Origin of the sequence: Actinomadura rupiterrae (assembly GCF_024172125.1) — a bacterium.
Lineage (GTDB): Bacteria > Actinomycetota > Actinomycetes > Streptosporangiales > Streptosporangiaceae > Spirillospora > Spirillospora rupiterrae.
Genome location: NZ_JAMZEA010000012.1, coordinates 297,503 through 314,453, shown reverse-complemented (window position 1 = coordinate 314,453; position 16,951 = coordinate 297,503). Strand labels below are relative to the sequence as shown.

The window sequence follows — 16,951 nt, the reverse complement described above, 5'->3', positions numbered from 1 at the left end:
GTCCGCAACCGCCACAAGATGCCGTTGAGCACCTGCCGGTGGTCTCGCCACCGACGACCCGGCCCAACCCCCTGCGGCAACAACGGCTCGATCTGCGCCCAGGCCGCATCGGTCAACTCACCACGTCTCACCACAACGATCATCCAACCCCGACCAACCCCGACCAACACGATCTTTTGTCAGACAGGCCCTAGGCGGGACGGGATCGGCCGGCCACTCCACGTTCTTGTACTGGGGTAGCACTGCACCGTACTGCTGCAGTGCCGTATTCGCGTGACCTGCTGAAGTTGCCATGTTGGAAACCGATCGGGACAAGCGCTTCAGGGACGCACGCGCCCCGTCCGCTGCGTCGCTGTCCCAAGCCGAACCTTCTACCAGCCAAACGGCATGCCCGAGGCTTTCCTCCAACGTCTTGAGATGTTCCACGGTTGCCCTGTAAGCGGCTGCTGCCTCACTGATCGCCCCGGGATCGGTCTGCTCCAATAACCGCTTGACCGCCGCCGCGTCGTACCCCGCGGCATTGCCGGAAGGTTGGCTCCCGACCTTGAGGGCGTACGTCTTCCCCGTTTTACTCATGTCGCTCCCTGCGCCTACTCGGCGAACCGACTCTGCTGCCTGCGGGGCCGCTCGCCCGTGTCGACCCCTCGCGTCGCAGCCAGAGTGTCGCTCTCGGCGTCCCCGTAATTGCCCGCGCTCCGGCGGAGCGCCTCGATGACAGCGCGGTACTCGTCGATGAAGTCGACATAGGCCTGTGTCAATCCCTGCCGAGCCATGTCTGTCGTCTTGGCGAGATTGCGCCCCGCGTCCCAGTCGCCGATCTGCGCAGCGGTCAGGTGAGCACGGCTTTCAAGATCTGCCACGCCCCCTGGCCCGGATCCACCCTCCAGTGCGCTCTCCAGCTCGCTCGCCGCCCTGAGGATCTTCTCCCGATCCCACTGCGTCATGCGGTGCACCCCTCACCTGCGCCGGAATTCCAGGACTGTCAGTCAGGTAGTCAAGAAGAGATCCTTTAGAGGTTATGTTTCTGGTTGGTAACAACGTGGTCGCGAAAAGGTGACGCTGCGCCGCGTCAAGTGAGCCTGACTGCGATGTCGCAGGGGCTGAGGGCAGGGCTGTCGCACAGATCCTGATGGAGATCGGCGACGTCCAAGTGTTCGCCACCCCGGGGCGCCTGGCCGACTGCGCCAGCTTGGCCTGGGTCGGCAAACGCCTCGGCTCCTCCATCACAGAGGATCATCCGCCCAAGGGGGCGGCAGCAAGGCTCTAAAACGCGCGGGTGTTCCTGTCCGCGTTCGCCCCCCTCGCTGACCCCCTGATCAGGAGGTATTACGACAGGAAGAGGGCCGGGGCAAGAAACCCGACGCCGCACTGACCTGCCTGGCCCGCCGCAGCCCACGCCGCATGGTCCTCCACTCGGCTGATACTGATCAGGATCAGTAAGTAGATCAGCGGCGAGGAGAGCCATTGAGTCAGTACTTCCAGACAGGCGGGCGCGTCCTTTGGAACCCCGCGACAGGCGTTGCTCGGGTCTTCCTGCGGGCGGCAGAGTCCTTCGCCACGCTCATCGGCCTCTCATCCGGTCTCGGTCCGATGCAAGAGGACGAATGCGAGATCGGCATCGAGGCATTCAGCGCATTCACCGATGCCCTGATCTGCTGCTACGCACGCTCGAACCACGTGATCCTCCGGTCTCTCATGGAGGGATTCACCGCTACCGCCATCGTCTTGGTAGACCGCAGCGGCCGACGACTGCCGGCCCTGCAATCCACTGAGGACCCCAGCATCGCGATGCTGATCGAGCTCAGCCGTGTCCATGTCCGCGCGATGGTCGTCTGAGACGGTCACCGAACTCGGCTCACCAACGGGGATTGACGAATCCCATTGGGCCCCGCGTTCACGATTGGGCCCGTCCATACATGCGGTGCCCTGACGGGACCGATGCGCGCTCACGCATGGCACCGGCCCCCCCATGGCGGGCCGTCGCCACGAGGCCCTACGGGCCGGTCGACGGCCGTGCGGAGGCCACGTCGATAGCGGGGATGACCTGGGGTGATGCGCGCTAGTGGGTGATCGTCGGAGCGACCAGGGAGCAGACGCGGCGGCAAAACGGTGCGAAACGGGCGGTGATCGGCGGTGATCCGCTGCGGGCCGATTGGTGTTTTTGCAGGTCAGACCGGGCGCGCCCAGAGGGATTCGAACCCCCGACCGGCAGATTAGAAGTGGCTGGGCGCCGTGTCGGCGGGGTTGTGGCTATGCCGGAACGTGTTGCACTGTCCGTGTACGTGCCGCTTTCTGTGTCGTCCCGTGCCGCCCCCTGTCATGGGCTGCCGCAACCACGGAGCGACCACGGAGCGACCACGTCCGCCGACGTGGGCGGCGGGGCCGGGTTCTTCGCGGATTTCCCAGGTTAGTGCTGCTTCCGGGTTGGCGTCGTCGGACTCGGTACCGCCGACTGGCAGAACCCAGTAGGGGCTCCGGTCGGGCTGGAGGCGTGTGTTGGTGAGCAGGCGGGCGTCGCGGGCGATCAGGATGGCACGGACCCGGCTCCGTACGGTCATGTTGTCATTGTCTCCGATCGGGAGATCAATTTCAGTGCAACAGCATCTTTCGTCGTCGTGCGCTGCCTGCCCGGGGCTGGGAGCTTTCCTCTCCAGGTCATGATTGCGGGCTTGGTGGGCTGGCTGGTTCTCGTTCGACTGCAAGGAGGTCGCGGAGGTGGGGGATAACTTCAAGATATAGCGACTCTTGTTCGCAGCCCGCGCCTTTGGCTCGAACGATGGCCTTCGCTAGGGGGATTAGGGAAGCGGGGGCCGAGGCAGTTAGACGCTCAGCCAGGTTCAGGTTGGCCTTTTGCTTATCAGGCTCCTGTTGGTACTTGATTCCCCTGTCGAAGAGAGTTTGGTTCATGGCGACGGGACGAATGGGTCGACCTACCCGGTCGGCCAATTCGGTCAGGATTTGGATGCCGTGGGCGTCGAGGTCACACCAAGCCGCGAGGGGAAGATCAGAAAAGGATCTTAGGAGCACAGCCAGACCGGTGCTGGCGTAGCCCGCTCCCCAGATCAACAGCCAGTCATCACTCAAATCGGTCTGTGTACAGATCCGCTCGAAGGTATCCTCGTTCTCGATCAGGAGGATGCCTACGGCCTCGCACTCCACCAGCCCGAGCAGACGGACGCCGTTGACGGGCAGGCTGATCCAGGGGCGTCCGCGTGTCGCGTCTGCGGCCACACCGCCGACGCTCCATACCAACGGTCCTCGTAGCCTCACCTCGGTGTCGGTCTGGTCGACCGCCCGATCAAAGGGGGTACCGATCAGGTTGGCGAACGACTGTATACGCGCGGTGCTCCATTTCTTCGAGCCCCGCAGCGCGATGGCCGCGAGCTCCTTGGCGGTCATTCGCTCGCCCGAGGACGTACGCGACCACCATACGGAGGCTGCGCGAACTGCGGCTTCGTAAACGGTCCACCGATCGGTTCCTGCGGAAGAGGCAGAGGGCACAGTTAGTTTTGACCCTTTTGGCAGTCCCAGCAGCAGATCGCGTTCGTGAGCGAGTTCCGGGACCGCTTCCATGAAACGAACCAACTCCGCGCGGATCGCGTCAGGATCGGGTCTGCCGAGCAACTCGTCGAGCTGATCTTCGGCGAGGTCGGCCCAGGGCTGAGTCAGCCGCCAGGACTTCGGGACATAGTCGAGCCCGTTGATGACGTCGCAGCGGAGGGCAATGCCACCAGCCTGGATGAGCGCAACAACGATGGTCCAGGCACGTTCACCGAATTCCTTCTGAGTTGAACTCCACTGGCGGAAGGCCTTTGTTCGGAGAACCGCTATCAGCTCGCTCCGCGTCAACTCGGGCGGCGGGGCGAAGGCAGGGACAGGTGCTTTCGCGACCAGGTCTACCTTGGCCGGATTGATACGCCGCTTTCTATCGCGGGGAATGCGCGGACCGTCGACGCCGGGCCGCGGGACGGTCACCGCCTTCGCACCGGCGGGTAGTCCACGGAGGAACACCTCGGTACGGCCCTCGGCTGCACTGACCAGGAGAGGCACACCCCGACTGGGCGCCGTCGACGATTCAGATAGGCGGCCGTCCATGCTTGATCCAATCTGCGCCGAGAGCGGCGCGGGCGCGATTTTCATCGAAGCCCCAGGCGCGCGTGGGCTGGTTGTAGGGCTCCGAAGTGGTCGTGTGTTCAAACCAGAGAAGCTCGCCACAGTAGTCGGCGGCGTCGACTAGGACGCTGTCCTGGCAAGTGCCGAGTATCGTTACCTGCTGCTCGTCGGCGACCTTCCCGAGTGCCGCCAAGGTGTCGCGCCGGTTCACCTCACCGAGACTGTTGCCGAGTTCGTCGAGGACCAGCACGCGTCCGCGGGGCTCGCTGTCGGCGAGCATCGCGGCGAGGACCAACTGGATCGCCTGGACCTTCACCTGTGCGCCGTTGGCTGTCTCTTGATAGGAGATCGGTGTGCCCGTGCGGGATCGGCGCCAGCGCGGCGTCACGCGCCACCGCCATTCGCCGGCGCCTTCGGGGCGAACGCTGATGAAGTCGAGGACGGCACCGTAACCGCCGCGATGGACGTCGAGGCGGTGGTATGCCTCGCTGATTAGGCTGAAAATTCCCTCGATGTGGCGCTCCAGCATCTCCTGTAGGCCTTGCAATACTTCCGCGCTCGCCTCGGCTTCGGCCCTGAGTTCGGCGATGACGTTCTCGCGGATCTGGCGTTGCTCGGCGACGCGTGTTGTGATTACCCGGTCGTTGTCCGAGGCGCCGGCAATCCTGCTGAGGAGGGGCGCGCTCACGTCGTCGAAGATGACGGCGGGCCCGTGGGAATCCGTCTCATCGGAGAAACGTTCTCTGAGAGTTGCCGCCTCTTGGAGATCCGAGGGTAGGCCTTCATCGATGTGATCTGTCTCGACGCCGAAGGTTCGCAGCGCCTCCTTAAGGAGTTCAGAGCTACGGCGTTTCAGACTTTCAGGACGGCCTCTGGCCACAGCCGACTCGGCCGACGCCATCTCGGCTGCAGCATCGACGCCTTCGCCCCAGAGTTGGAGCCAGGTGGTGACCGCCAGAGCGTCGCGCTGTTTGCGAACCTTCTCGCGCGCCGCACTCTGGCGGGCGACGTCTCCCTGTGCTGTATCGAGGAGCACCTGGGTGGTGTCGATGCTGGTCTGGATCGACTTAACGGCAAACTGAGCCTCCTCCCAGGCTAGTTCCACCGGTACCTGCCGCTCGGAAAAAGTGCGCAACCGGCCGTCGATATCGATCAGCTTCTCGTCCAACTCCTTTTCCTCAGCGGAAACCTCCGCAAGACGCGCAGCAGCGTGAGCGGTCTGCAGGTTTGATTCAGCTAGCTTGAGGCGGCTTTCTTCGACAAGGACGGCTCGCTGGGCATCCTTCAGAAGCTCACGAACCTGAGATAGCTGGTCTCGAGCCGCCCTGACGCGGCTGTCTCGACCCGCTACCGGTGGATCGAAACCAGTGACGACGAACGCGTTCAGATCGGGGAAGGCGACACCGCCTGGATGCGTGTCCGTTTGTTGGCTGAGTCTGGCGAGGAAGTCGGTGACTGACTCCTGCCCGCGGCTGGCGAGCGGACCACCCCGCGGATCCGATGGCACACCGACGAGCTGAGCTCCCGGTAGCCGGAACGCGAGATGGTCACCGGCCTCCGCTAGGCGTTCCTCGGGCACAGCGACAGCGTCACGCCAGGGCCACAATCGGGCTTCCCAGGCATCACGGGAATCCGGATCCGGCTCGACAATGTCGAGAACCCCGATGCCTTCAATGCCGATTTCGTCCAGGAGCCGGATCGTCTCTCCTGACCTTCCGGACAGACCGGCCTCGGTGAGGCGTAGATCACTCTCGGCCTCTTCGACTGAGATGGTGGACTGCTCAACCAATACCTTGGCGTGAGCTAAGTCGTGGCGCCGTTCCGTGACCGTCTGTTGGGCGATGTCGACACTGTCGCCAGACCAGCTCTTTGCCAGCGAGCGTAGTGCCGGGAGTTCCGTCGCCAACTGAGCCTGGCGTGCGGTGACGGTCGCTCGCTCAGAACGGACGCTGTCGAGCGATGTCCTCAGTTGATCCCGTTCGCGGCGCTTCTGCTTCTCGGTTTCGATCAGACGTTTCGGCACCCGCAGCTCGGCTAGTCGGGCGCTGAGTTCGTCGCGCCGAGCTTCGGCATCGACGACGAGTTGCCGGATCTCCCCAGCGCTTCCCTCGAGCTCCCGGTCCTCGTCGTAGGCCCGGTGGAGCCTACAGGCGAGGTAGCGTCGCCAGAACCCTCGCGCCTGCTCGATGGCCTTCCGCGCTGTGAGACGTGCGGCGACCCCGGCTAGGTCGGCTTCCTCCTCGGCATGGGCAGCGGAATCGTTCGCTATCGCGGTGGCGAGTTCGCCCTCATGCTCAAGGAACTTCCCGCGCTGAGTGGTCTCGCTAGCAATATCTGTATCCAGGCCAGCAAGCGCAATCAAGGAGTCGCCGATAGTCTCGGGATCCATCTCGGTCATCTGTTGACTGAGGAGCGATGGGACACGCGGCCTCATCTGGGTGTCCAAGTAGGTGAGACAACGGGGTGCGTCGCCGTACAGAACTTCGGCCATCCTCCGAGCAGAGATTGGCTTCTTGGGCACACATTGCTGCCAGAGCCCGTCGGCTTGCAGAATCCGTTCTGCCTCGTTGTCCGCATCGGCGACTTGCAGTCCAGGTGACCAGCGTGCCTCGACGAAGGGGGTGCTCGCCGAGACACGGATCCAGACAGTCACCGGGCCATGGCCGGGATCGGCTGCCTGCGCGAACACGCCGACAATGTAGCCGTAGGGTGCTGGGGTGAACCGCTGGGCGGGATCGAGACCGGCGGCGTCCGGTTTGAACAGCAGATTCGCGGCGAATCGTCCGCCGTTGATCGACAGCCGCCACTGTGGATCAGCAAGGAGGACGGATACAGCGGCAAGGAAACTGGTTTTTCCCGACCCGTTGGAGTCACCCTGAGGGCCTACGCCAGAAACCGCGACAAAGGCACCGGGGATCAGAGGAACGGCGTGGTTGGTGAGCCGGGCAATGTCGAAGGTTTGGACGCCGACCAAGTGTCGGGCGCCTACCACGCCGCGAGCCAAGGTCTCTTGCGAGTTTGTGGGTGCGGTCACGGCGAGGTCTCCGGATTCGTCCGATGGTGTTGATGGGCGCGGCGGCGCCTGATCGAGTCGGCCAGCGACCCATGCGGGTCGGCGAGCAGGACGAGTTGCTCGAACAGGAAGGTGGTCGCATGCTTGGTTAGTCGGTGGAACTGAGCACCGGGGACCAGACCCTTGCCGGGCACTCGGCGTACGAGATCAGCGTCTGCTAGCCGCCGGAGGGATTGCTCCACCTGCCCGGGCGGTACGGAGCACCCCCGGAACTGTTCGTTGGGGACCGGGCGACCCTTCGTCCACGGGGCTTCAGCGGGCAGTTCGCCCTCGGCGCGTGGAATGGCCACACTGAAGATCAATATCAGGGCGAGGACAGCGCGGTCGACCTCAGGCAGGATGCCGAAGCCGTCGTCGGCGAGCCGCGCGGCAATGTCGTCGCCATAGCCAGAAATCATGCCATTCGGACAGATGATCAGGACCCGGCCGGAGGCAGCCAGGACTTCCTCGACCACGCGGCGGAGGGCGGGTTCCGCCAAAGCAGCGAAGAGGTGGGCTGGTACTGGGCTCCGGGCGCAATCGAGTGCCGCGACGGCCGAGTAGACCTGGGCCCGGCGCTGTTCCGAAAGAGCGGCCAGAGACGGCAGCATTAGGAGGTCTCCGGACCTGGCAGCCGATGGTATTCCGCGCGTAGCGCGGCCACCTCGTCATCAGACCACAGCGCGATGGCCGGCCCCAGCCTGATCACGCTGCCGCTCTCAGATTGAGAGAGAACTCCGCAGGCGATGAGCCTGCGCAGTGCGGCGCGGTGAGAACCTCGCATTCGATGGCTAGCACCTTCAATGCTGGAGGAGAACGCCTGCAGCGAGTCGAGGATCTCCGCCTCAGAGACGGGGACGCCTGGGTAAAGCGTTTGGTTTGGGTCGGGCCAGCACCATCGGATACACGCGGAAAGGACGAACAGGAGGCTTGACGTCGGCAGACGGAAGTAAGATTCGTGAGCCTCCTGTCCGAGGAGATCTGACGCAGCCGGCCAAGAGGCCGTTAGTGCGCGGGCACCGTGCCTGTCGTGTACCTCTGTGAGCGTCTGGCCGACACGTTGGGCCGCGACCTTGAGATCAACTAGGTCACGTGCGCTTCTAGGGAACGGTTGTGTCCTCGTGGCGCGCAGCTTGGCGAGCAAGTATGCAGAGTCATCTTCCAGCATTGTCTGTGGTGGTCATATCCCGGGAGGAAGGTTGAGGGTGGACGCGGCGCACCTGGATCGGGGTGACAAAGGTGACCTCACCGGCTAGGTCGGTCAGGATCGCCGTTGAGAGTGTCGCGGTCAGGGGAACAGCGGGTGCCGCAGAGGCCAGCAGTACATCGACGACGATCTTGGCTGCTCCGGGCCAGCCCGCCGCCCTGATCACGCTGGTGAGATCGGCTGCGTCCTGCCCCTGGAGCGAAATCTCGATGGTGGCGATCCGGCGCTCGCGGGCTCGATCTGAGCGCTGCTGTGCCTCGCCAATCGGGTCGCGGCTGGACGAAACAGCCGAGGAAGGCGGCGGTCGCCGCCGGGGAGATCTTGGCCGGTATTCATCGACGGCGTCGATCAGACGCTCCGCGTTCGTGGCCAGGCTTGGAGGATCGAAAACCGTCCTGGAGAACACTTCGGACAGCCGGTCGATGCTCGACCTCTGTGCTGCCGTCCGGTACTGCTCGGGCGACAGCATCGAGAAGTCCCTCCGCGTCCCGGCGAGGTCCACCAAACGGTCCCATAGTTCGCCGACTGCCTCGCAATAACGCAAAGCTGCCCTGATTAGCCTCTGCCCTGCGCCCATCAGTGAGTGGAACCGTTCCGTAACGATGGTGACCAGGGACCTTGCCTCGGCGAGCAGGGCGGTGGCCGATCTTTGGCTCCTTCGTTCGTTGAGGAGTTCCTCGATAGTCCGACCGCGAACCAGGCGCAGCAGATTGGCGGTACTGATTGCTAACGCATGCCGTGCCTGAGTGATCCGCTCGCCGACCTCCGCTTCATGCAGCAGCCCATCTTCGACCTCGCGGGCGGTGCGGCTGAGTAGGAGTGCGATCTCTTGGACTCCACCCTCGCGGTCGAGTCTGCTGAAGACAAGGAGAGCAACCGCACTCATGTCGTTGATGCGGTAGCGCATCTGGTGCGGACGGTCGGGACCATCGTTCGACAGCAGCATGTCGTTCGCGATGAACACGTTGATTCTGCTGGCAACGTCGTCGGTGGAGAACCGCGGTATGCAGGCCGCGATCAACTCGCCGCGTGTCAGACCGTCACCGATGTCGAGATCGCCGAATGCTGCATGCACCGCCTGGGCAATCTCAAGAGCCAGAGGGTCCCTCGTAACCGCGCCTGCGTCAGCCGCTACAGGTGCGACGAACGGATTGAAGCGCTCCTGGAGCGTGGCGCTCTCATGGACCGCGGAGAAGTCGATACCGATCTGCTCAGATGCTGGATCGTACGAAGGATGCGCTGACATCGATTGCAACCATACTTCCGGCACCGCACGTCCGCGGTGAGTTGCGGGTATCCATACGTGCCAGGCTGTGCTGGTCTAAAGGTGGTGTTTGTCCTGCTTAACAAGCTATCTGTACTTCGGGTGCGCTCAGCCCTCGCCAGTTTTGTGTGCGTTTGCCGCATTTCAGGGCTCTTGCTTGGATCAGTTGGGCCATGGTGGCCGATGTCGGCCAGGCTCTGCGTCGCTAGGCTGGCGTTGGGTACCGCCCTGACTGATGCGTCTGGGTGATGTTGACGCAACTTCCGGGCAGGGCGTCCCGCAGACCAGTAGGTGGCATGGCTGCGGGACTGTACAGTTTTCGGCTCTGTCCCGTAATCGGTGGCGGCGCTGGGTGGCTTCGTGTCAGCCTGGAAGGTACTGGAGGTCGACGCGCTGGTGGGTGCGGTGCCCTCGTGATTGTCCACGCTGGTCATCGAGGACGTGGTGGACGAGGGCGCGGGAGTCCGGGTGGCGGCGCGGACTCGTGACGGGCCGGGCGGCCATCATTATCATCGTGTAACCACGCCGCGCCTGTGCGCGGCGTGGCCCGATCACCCGTCAACCCGTTGGCTCCGCCGGACGCCGTCCCGGCGAGGCTGACGTGCGTCTACGCGACAGGACGCACGGGTGGGTTTCTCAGGGACCCATCGGGTCCGTCGGGCGGTCCTATGAGCGCGTACGGCACGGGGCGGCGTGGATCACAAACCGCGCGGTCGGGGGTGTTGGAAGTCCGCTGAGCGACCACCGAGCGACCACGGCAGCAAAGCAGGGCACAGTGGGCGTGATTTGATCTTGACCGTGATGGTGTTTCGCAGGGCCAGGGCGTGGTGCGCCCATAAAGATTCGAACACCTGGCGCGTGCTGGACTCATCCTGATCGCGGCTCTATCGGGCCGATGCCCACAAGGCGAGGACAAAGACCACGACCGCCCAGATCGCGCCGATGGTCTCCCTGTGGCGAGCTTCAGACTTGTCCTTGAGGTTGGCGAAGGCGGCTGCGACGTCCGTCCATGACCGGCGTGCGCGGGCGAGCCGTATGCCAACTGCCAGGGCGAGAATGATGAGGATCGCCGCTGCGGTGTTCACTTGGGCTCCTCGGGCAGGGAGAGATCACGCCTACGACCATTGCCCGCGGCCGGTGAGCCCAGACAGGTCTTTGACCCTATTTGAACCCCTCACTGCGGGGGTCGGGCAGGCGGTAGTCCTGGTGCGGGATCGCCCGCTCCCACACCATCTCGAAGGCGGCCACGACCTGGATGACCCGGCGTGGGTCGCTGACGAACTCGTACTGCTTCAGGCTGCTGCCGTCTCCCGCGTTGTGGTGGAAGCGGACAAGGCGCTGATCGAACATCCACAGGTCAGCGCCGGGCAGGAGGAGGTCGAAGGCGTTCTTCCGCGGGAGCCACCGCACATCCTCCCCGGCCTTGATGTTGCCGTCGGTGAGCATGTGTTCCCAGGCGATGTAGTCGCTGACGGGCTCGGAGATCACCCTGGCTCGGCGCATCTTCACGCCGCGTTCGACGGCTTCGGAGACCAGGTCGGTCCAGGCTGAGCGGTCGTAGGTGCCGGTGCCGCCCGACAGCCAGTCCTGGAAGGCCGCATGGGTGCGGTCGTAGCTGTCACGCATCTCCAGGTGCACGGCCGAGCGTTTGGTGTTGGCGAGCAGTTCCTTGAACGTCGGGGCGCCGGCGCCCTGGCGGCCTCGCTCGTAGGAGCCGGTGACGGCCTCGTTGATGAACGGCCGCATTCGGGCGGGCTGCCAGATCACCGCCTCATCGGCGCCGATCGGCCCGTGGGCGGAGATCATCGCCAGCACTTCCGGGTCGGTGACGACCCTGCCCTGGAAGAAGAAGTCCCCGGTGAGCGGGTCGACGTACACGGTCGGGCATTCCTCGTCGGGGGTCTTGTCGTCCACACCGATGAAATCGGGTTCCACTGCATGCCTCCGCAAGATGTTGGAGCGGCATGGATCGGCTCGACCCTGACCCGCCTCACCCCAGCGCGTCAAGGAACTTGGCGGCCTCAGCCGTCGAGGCCGGCCAGTGCCTGACGGATCAGGGTGACAGCCCTATCGCCGTGGACAGCGAGGCCGAACAGCCGCTCCCATGCAGCCTCGTACAGCGCGATCTCATCGGGATGGGTGACCGACAGATAGCCTGAAACCAACTCCACCGTCACCCGGTCACCGTCGGAGAAGGTGAATGACTCGGCTGGAAGGGTCCGCTGCCGGTCGATAGTGCGGGGGATCACGCCCAGGCTCACCGAGGGCCGGCGCATCCGCGCCAGCAGCTGCTCCAACTGCTCAGCGTGGACCTCGCGGGGGTAGGGCCGATGCCATAGCACATCCTCCTCTAGTACGAACAGGAACCGCGCATCGGGCCGCTGCAGCACCTGCTGGCGATCCATCCGCTCGGCGACGGCGGCGGCCACGTCGTCGACCTGGACGTTCAACCTGCGGCGGGCCGCGGTCAGTGCCGCGGTGGTGTAGGCCTCGGTCTGCAGTAGTCCAGGGATCACCCGCGTCTGGTAGACCCGCAGCCGCTTGAGCCGCTCATAGCGGTCCCGCACCGATTCCTGAGCTCGCTTGAGACCGCCCCGGTGGAGCTGCTTGTTGCTCACCCACATCCCGGCGACCGCCGCCTGTTCGGCCAGCAACTCCTCCGTCCGCTGCTCGCTGGCCCCGCAGAGCCTGCACCACAATCTGACGTCGGCTGCCGACGCTGGACGAAGGCCCCGCTCGATCTGGGACACCTTGGTCGAGTCCCGCCACCCGGCCTGAGCCGCGAAGGCCACGCCCGACAATTCGGCGTCCTCACGCAGCTGGCGGAGTTGCACAGCCAGGCGCTGGCGCGCTGCTTGCGCTGAGGAAGAAGCAGAGGAAGGCATCGACCAAATCCTGACGTACCGGCCGTTGAAGCCGGGTCGGCTTTGGCGACGTTTGACCCCCAGGATCGCGTAAGGCCAGCTCACACCGCCTCCCCGAGAGCAGCGGCAACAGCACGGCCAAGAGCTTGGGGTCAAAATCGGTCAATGGTCTAACCCTCTCCGCGTCCGGCGGCGCACCGTGAAGACACGGCCGAACACCCGGGTGTGCACCGGTAGGCGGCCCCGCCCAGTCCGGCACCGGTGGAAGGAAACGGTACTGATGGCCGAGACGACGACAGGCAAGAGAGTGGGCCAGGTGAACTGGCAGGAGCACGGGCTGGTGCGGGTCGCCGAGGGGTTCCTGCCCGCCGACCGGTTCGACGCTCTGGTGGCTGAGGGCGAACTGGCGGCGCAGCGCGGCGAGCCGTATGAACGGGCCGAGACCAGTGGCCACCGCGACGGGTCGTTCGCCGCTCCGGCGCACTGCCAGATGGCCTCCGGCGGTCCCGTCCTGGAGGGGCTGCTGTACGACAAGGCGCTCCTGCTGGTGCTGCGGGAACTCATCGGTATGGCCCGGCTGGTCCCCTTCGGCTGCGCCTACGTCACCTACCAGCACGGCGACTTCCAGGGTCTGCACACCGACGATGTGAAGGCGACTCTGACCCTGGGGGTCGCCCTCACCGACAACCTGGGCCCGATGGGGTGGGCTCCGGACCTGCGCGCCGTGCATCCCGACGTGCTCGCCGACGTCGTGGCGCAGTACGGCATGTTCCCCGAAGGGGACCAGTTCGGGGTCTTGGAGCACCCGCACGGACCTGGCGTACTCCAGGGATGGGCTGGCTACGACATCCCGCACTGGCGGCCCCCGCACACCGATCAGCGGCCCGCCCGGCTGGTGACGTTGTCCTACCTGGACCTGTGAGGAGATCGGAGATGCTGCGAGCTCAGTGGCTGTCGGACGGCCGCGTCGACGTCCCCGCTGCCGCGATCCCCACCAACCTGTGGGAGGACCTGGAGGAGGAGGCGGCCAAACTGGAGCCGGGCAAGATTGCCCGGGATCGGTCCGTGCCGGGCCTGCAGGTGCTGCGGGACGGGTCGATCACCTCCCCGCAACGCTGCCACGTCCACCCCGGCGGCGACGCACTGATCAGCCTGGTCCGCCACCCCGCCCTCGCCGAGACCGCACGGGAGGCAACCGGCAGCGACGCGATGGTTCCGCTCCGGTGGGGGTACAAGTGGTACACCCACGGCGACCACATGCAGGTCCACCGCGACGAAGGCAAATGCACCATCACCTTCTCCGCCGGCCTGATCGGCGACCTCGGCACCATGGGCTGGCTCCCTCGCCTACGGTGGCTCACCAGCGTCCAGATCGCCGCGCGCTTTCCCGGCCAGGACGTTTTCCCTGACGATGACGGCACCTTCCCCATCGAGCGCCGCATCCTGTCGGGCTTCGACGGGGTCCGCGTCCCGCACTGGCGGCCGCCCTACGAACACGACCTTGGCGTCCTGGTCACCTGCTGCTTCGCCGCACGCCTCTGACCACCCTCCGCAAGCCCGTCAATCCCCTTGGGAAGGAGCACCACCATGCCCAACATCCCCACCGCCGACCAGGCCGCGCCGCCGCAGGTGGACCCGGCCGACTTCATCGCCGAGCTGCACGCCGAGGGCGAGTTCCCTGTCACTGCGGGCGGCGACCCGGCCGTCCCCGACAGCCTCGGCACCGACCCGGCCGCCTGGGCGGCCGAGTACATCGGCCACGCCGCCCGCCTCATCGGCACCCAGCCGCTCCAGGCTGAGTAGTCCCGCACCGATGGCAGACCCGGAAGCGGGTCAGCTGCGCCGGTAACGCACCTGCAGGGCAGACCCATCGGGCCTGCCCTGCGGCGTCCCAGGAGGGAGACGAGCATGGAGAAGGTGTTCTTCACCGGTACCCACCGGGTCCGAGACCCCGGCGACACCCTCGCCGCGATCACCCCGCTGCTACCCAGGTTCGGCATCACCCGGCTGGCGGACGTGACCGGCCTGGACGCCATCGGCATTCCTGTGGTGATGGCGGTACGGCCGCTGGCCGCCACCCTCGCCGTCGCCCAGGGCAAGGGCGCGACCCTGGACGCGGCCCGCGTCTCGGCCGCGATGGAGGCCATCGAGTTCTGGCACGCTGAACGCGCCGTCCCCGTCCCCGAAGCGTCCGGAGCGGCGGCGTCCGACCTGGGCGTGCCCTACCCCGTCACCGAGTTGGAGCAGCATGCCGGGAGCCTGCTCACCAGCCGCAGCCGCATGGACTGGATCACCGCCACATCCACCCTCACTGGTGCCCCGACGCTGCTGCCCCGGCCCCTGGTGCAGATCGGTCGGCACGTGCGCAGCGACTGGCGCATCTACATGCTCACCGCCTCCACCAACGGTCTCGCCTCCGGCAACACCCGAGCCGAAGCGATCATTCACGGCCTGTACGAGGTGATCGAACGCGACACCACCAGCCGACTCGCCGGCCGACCCGCCCCGGGCTCCCTCGATGCGGCACAGGAGCACATCGAGCCTGGCACGGTCACCGACCCGGTTTGCGCCTCCCATCTGGCGCTGCTCGCCGATGCCGGGGCGTGGGTGGAGCTCATCCATCTGCCCAACCGGTTCGCCGTGCCGGTGATGGTGTGCCACCTGTGGTGCGAGGACGCACCCAGCGCGATCATCTCCGGGTCCGGAGCGCACTCCGACCCAGGCGTGGCCCTGTCCCGAGCGATCACTGAAGCCGCCCAGTCCCGCCTCACCCACATCTCCGGATCCCGCGACGACATCACCCCGCTGGTCTACCGGCCCGGCCACTACCAACCCCCCGCTGCCGTCCAGGACACCACCTGCTGGGCGCAGGTCACCAGCCGATATGCCCATGGCCGCCACACGACCGACACCGGCGAGTCCGCATGGCTCGCCCGCACCGTCACCACCGTGACCGGCTGGGAGCCGATGGCCGTCGACCTCACCCAGGGTCCCTACCAGCAGGACGACTTCGCCGTGGTGAAGGTCAGCGCCCCGGGGCTGATCTACTCCGCCCGCCACGTCATCCCCCGCTCGGAACCGTTGGAGGCGACCCCGTGAACCCCGGCCCCACCCTCCACGTCTTCGCTGGGCCGACCCTGGCCGCCGACCGCATCCGCGCCCTGGCAGCCACAGCGATCGTCCACCCGCCGGTCCAGCACGGTGACCTGCTGCGCCTGGCCGCCCGGCGCGGCGACATCGTGCTGATCATCGACGGCCTATGGCACCAGGTCCCGCCCGTACGCCACAAGGAGATCCTGGAACTGCTCGCCAATGACGTGAGGGTCGTCGGCGCCGCGAGCATGGGCGCACTGCGCGCGGCCGAGCTGGCCCCCTACGGGATGATCGGCGTCGGCTGGGTCTACCAGCAGTACGCCACTGGCCAACTCGACGCCGACGACGAGGTCGCAGTCACACAGACCCCCAGCGGAGCGCCCCTGTCGACCGCGCTGGTCTGCCTGCGCTACCGACTGAACGCCGCGGCCGACGCCGGAGCCATCACCGCCGGCGAGGCGGCGCAGCTCGTGGAACTTGCCCGCGCGCTGCCCTACCAGCGGCGAAGCTGGAAGGCCCTGCACTACGCCGCCGCATCCACCGACCTCGCTGGGGCCTGCCAGCGAGCCGTCGATTGGAACGACCACTACGGTGAGACCGCCGACATCAAGGCCGTCGACGCCGAACTCGCCCTCACCTTCGCAGCCACCGGCCACCTGCCCGAACCCGCCGACCAGCCCGGCTGGCAGCAACAACCGTGGCGGACGTCGCACCTGCGGAGCTGGGCGGCGACGTACCGGCCAGTCGCCATCGCCAACGGAGCCCGGGTACCGCTGACGGCGCTCCTGCACCACGCTCAGCTGTATGACCCGCACTGGCCTGAGCGGTGGCGCCGACACGTGCTGGCCTGGATCGCCTCCCTCCCAACCGACACCGCCTCCAGGTTGACTGCCCCCGCCCTCGAAGACCAGGCTCTCGCCGCCGCCCACCACCGGGGCCTGCACCTGGATTCCCTCACCCGCGCCCAGGTCCAGCACTGGGCAACCCCCTCCGAGATCTCTGAGCTGAGCCCCCGCGAGATCCTGCTGCGCCTGGTGACCCGGTCGGCACGGCTGGACCCCACCGCCAGCGTCTGGCCCGAAACCCCGCAGCAGGCCCGCGCCCTGTTGGACCTGGACGCCCATGCCCGCGCGGCCGTCCACGCCTGGACCACCAGCCAGAAGATCGCCGCGACCGGCCCAGGCCGCATCCCCGCCCACCTGGACCCGACCCGAATCCGGCGCCAGCTAGCTGACCACTGGAATCTCGATACGGCAGACTCGGCGGCGTTGACAGCCGCGGCCCGAGACCGCGGCATTCTGTCCATCCAGGAGGCGGTGGAGACAGCCCGGCCGTTCTACCTCGCCGCCCGCCGATAG

At 66.1% G+C, this 16,951-nt stretch carries 15 protein-coding genes; 6 read left to right on the top strand and 9 right to left on the bottom strand.

Annotation, left to right across the window (positions count from 1 at the left end):
- A partial coding sequence (locus tag FHU30_RS36655; RefSeq protein WP_301324208.1) for a transposase occupies positions 1-143 on the bottom strand: 143 nt, incomplete at its 3' end.
- 447 nt (positions 144-590) lie between these two features.
- A complete protein-coding gene (locus FHU30_RS36650) occupies positions 591-944 on the bottom strand; it encodes a hypothetical protein (protein WP_253882147.1) in 354 nt (117 codons plus the stop codon).
- Between the two features lie 520 nt (positions 945-1,464).
- Between FHU30_RS36650 and FHU30_RS36645 the strand changes: the two genes are divergently transcribed.
- Positions 1,465-1,836, top strand: a complete 372-nt coding sequence (locus tag FHU30_RS36645; RefSeq protein WP_253882146.1) for a DUF6086 family protein — start codon at positions 1,465-1,467, stop codon at positions 1,834-1,836.
- Positions 1,837-2,655: 819 nt separating this feature from the next.
- On the opposite strand, the gene FHU30_RS36640 is transcribed toward FHU30_RS36645, so the two are convergent.
- The 7 genes from FHU30_RS36640 to FHU30_RS36610 all read right to left on the bottom strand — a co-directional run bounded on the left by FHU30_RS36640 (position 2,656) and on the right by FHU30_RS36610 (position 12,605).
- A complete protein-coding gene (locus FHU30_RS36640) occupies positions 2,656-4,050 on the bottom strand; it encodes a Wadjet anti-phage system protein JetD domain-containing protein (RefSeq protein ID WP_253882145.1) in 1,395 nt (464 codons plus the stop codon).
- 25 nt (positions 4,051-4,075) lie between these two features.
- Positions 4,076-7,147 (bottom strand): coiled-coil domain-containing protein, encoded by a 3,072-nt coding sequence (locus FHU30_RS36635; RefSeq protein WP_253882144.1) that lies wholly within the window; start codon positions 7,145-7,147, stop codon positions 4,076-4,078.
- Entirely contained in the window at positions 7,144-7,641 is a 498-nt protein-coding gene (locus FHU30_RS36630) for a hypothetical protein (protein ID WP_253882143.1), read from the bottom strand. The genes FHU30_RS36635 and FHU30_RS36630 overlap by 4 nt, the downstream gene beginning before the upstream one ends.
- Positions 7,642-8,319: 678 nt before the next feature.
- Positions 8,320-9,618 (bottom strand): hypothetical protein, encoded by a 1,299-nt coding sequence (locus FHU30_RS36625; protein ID WP_253882142.1) that lies wholly within the window; start codon positions 9,616-9,618, stop codon positions 8,320-8,322.
- Between the two features lie 902 nt (positions 9,619-10,520).
- Positions 10,521-10,721 carry a hypothetical protein gene (locus FHU30_RS36620; protein WP_253882141.1) on the bottom strand — a complete coding sequence of 67 codons (201 nt, stop codon included), beginning with the start codon at positions 10,719-10,721 and terminating at the stop codon, positions 10,521-10,523.
- A gap of 76 nt (positions 10,722-10,797) precedes the next feature.
- Positions 10,798-11,571 carry a DUF6879 family protein gene (locus FHU30_RS36615; protein ID WP_253882140.1) on the bottom strand — a complete coding sequence of 258 codons (774 nt, stop codon included), beginning with the start codon at positions 11,569-11,571 and terminating at the stop codon, positions 10,798-10,800.
- Between the two features lie 86 nt (positions 11,572-11,657).
- On the bottom strand, positions 11,658-12,605 hold the full coding sequence (locus tag FHU30_RS36610) for a helix-turn-helix domain-containing protein (protein ID WP_253882139.1): 948 nt from the start codon (positions 12,603-12,605) through the stop codon (positions 11,658-11,660).
- Between the two features lie 175 nt (positions 12,606-12,780).
- Here FHU30_RS36610 and FHU30_RS36605 point away from each other — a divergent pair, with 175 nt between their 5' ends.
- The 5 genes from FHU30_RS36605 (at position 12,781) to FHU30_RS36585 (ending at position 16,951) form a co-directional block, all read left to right on the top strand.
- Entirely contained in the window at positions 12,781-13,422 is a 642-nt protein-coding gene (locus FHU30_RS36605; protein ID WP_253882138.1) for a hypothetical protein, read from the top strand.
- Positions 13,423-13,433: 11 nt separating this feature from the next.
- Complete coding sequence (locus FHU30_RS36600) at positions 13,434-14,042, top strand: hypothetical protein (RefSeq protein ID WP_253882137.1); 609 nt, start codon at positions 13,434-13,436, stop codon at positions 14,040-14,042.
- Between the two features lie 45 nt (positions 14,043-14,087).
- Positions 14,088-14,303, top strand: coding sequence for a hypothetical protein (locus FHU30_RS36595; protein WP_253882136.1), 216 nt, complete (start codon positions 14,088-14,090; stop codon positions 14,301-14,303).
- A 105-nt stretch (positions 14,304-14,408) separates the two neighbouring features.
- Complete coding sequence (locus FHU30_RS36590; RefSeq protein ID WP_253882135.1) at positions 14,409-15,599, top strand: YcaO-like family protein; 1,191 nt, start codon at positions 14,409-14,411, stop codon at positions 15,597-15,599.
- Complete coding sequence (locus tag FHU30_RS36585) at positions 15,596-16,951, top strand: TfuA-like protein (RefSeq protein ID WP_253882134.1); 1,356 nt, start codon at positions 15,596-15,598, stop codon at positions 16,949-16,951. Before FHU30_RS36590 ends, FHU30_RS36585 begins: the two co-directional genes overlap by 4 nt.

Coding starts and splice junctions, on each gene's coding strand:
- FHU30_RS36650 (WP_253882147.1), bottom strand. CDS start 944: ATGACGCAGTGGGATCGGGAGAAGATCCTCAGGGCGGCGAGCGAGCTG.
- FHU30_RS36625 (WP_253882142.1), bottom strand. CDS start 9,618: ATGTCAGCGCATCCTTCGTACGATCCAGCATCTGAGCAGATCGGTATC.
- FHU30_RS36605 (WP_253882138.1), top strand. CDS start 12,781: ATGGCCGAGACGACGACAGGCAAGAGAGTGGGCCAGGTGAACTGGCAG.
- FHU30_RS36600 (WP_253882137.1), top strand. CDS start 13,434: ATGCTGCGAGCTCAGTGGCTGTCGGACGGCCGCGTCGACGTCCCCGCT.
- FHU30_RS36595 (WP_253882136.1), top strand. CDS start 14,088: ATGCCCAACATCCCCACCGCCGACCAGGCCGCGCCGCCGCAGGTGGAC.
- FHU30_RS36590 (WP_253882135.1), top strand. CDS start 14,409: ATGGAGAAGGTGTTCTTCACCGGTACCCACCGGGTCCGAGACCCCGGC.